Raw genomic sequence first — 928 nt, forward strand, 5'->3', positions numbered from 1 at the left:
ATTTGTTGACCGGAGTGAATCCCTGAAACTGGCATGATTATAATTCCACTTATTATGCTGCTGTTAGCATAGGAAGTGTTTATAAAACGTGCAAGTGATTTATATCAATAACTTAATCAAACAAACAGTTTAGATAACATTTCACGCTCTTCAGTGGAGAGCAATGGCTTTTCCTTTTTGTTCAGCGTCATGCTGATTTCGCCTTGCAATGTTTTTAACTGACTTGCCGTCAGGTCTCCAAGCTTCTTTTTTAGCTCTTTAAATTGTTGCGCTTTCATCTCTGTATCCTCGCTGTACTCAGGTTTATCCTTCAGGTCCTGTCTAACGGCCTCCGTGGCCACACAACATACTTATTCAATAGAATTAGATTAGAATTTGATCGATGGTTTTTTGTCCGAGTATTGTCAAGGTGCGTTAAGTGATACGTAAGACTTTTCCTATGAAAGGTAATTTTACCTACTTCGGGTTATCTTAAATTAAAAAGGGAAGCAAAAAGTGCTTCCCTAATTGCATAAAGAACGCGTGTTAAGTCACATGCACCTTTAAGTTAGTCTCTCTAAGGTCGAGTTAGTTCACACGAACGGCAAATTTGCTCGCCAGCGAGTGAAGCTCAGGCAACATGCGATAAATAAGGTGGAGTTGCTGAAGCACCATACGTGCTGAGCTGTCATCCTCATCGCGCCATTCGTTCAAACGCTGCTCAAGTCCAGCATCGTCAATGTTGGATAAATCGCACTCTTCGCAATGTTGGTGTAATTGTTGATGCAATACATCCAAATGCTGGTGGATACAACGGTGAGCATCCAGAACCAGTTTATGAATGGATTCATCTTCGATGCGAGTACGATGGGCACCTAAAGCAGAGATGTAGCTGAGCATGGCGTGGTTGAGCGTCAGAAAGCGGAAGCTCTCATCGACGGCTGCGCGA

At 42.6% G+C, this 928-nt stretch carries 1 protein-coding gene and 1 pseudogene; both read right to left on the bottom strand.

Annotated elements, in window-relative coordinates:
* Positions 1 to 116: 116 nt before the first annotated feature.
* On the bottom strand, positions 117 to 278 hold the full coding sequence (locus R7O12_RS23635) for a hypothetical protein (RefSeq protein ID WP_005454364.1): 162 nt from the start codon (positions 276 to 278) through the stop codon (positions 117 to 119).
* Positions 279 to 567: 289 nt separating this feature from the next.
* Positions 568 to 928 (bottom strand): annotated as a pseudogene (locus tag R7O12_RS23640) (TIGR01666 family membrane protein); the annotation flags it as partial.

The sequence above is a fragment of the Vibrio sp. Vb1574 genome (genome assembly GCF_033338675.1).

Bases quoted from the DNA above. Each gene is read 5' to 3' on its own strand.
- R7O12_RS23635 (WP_005454364.1), bottom strand. From the start codon at position 278: ATGAAAGCGCAACAATTTAAAGAGCTAAAAAAGAAGCTTGGAGACCTG.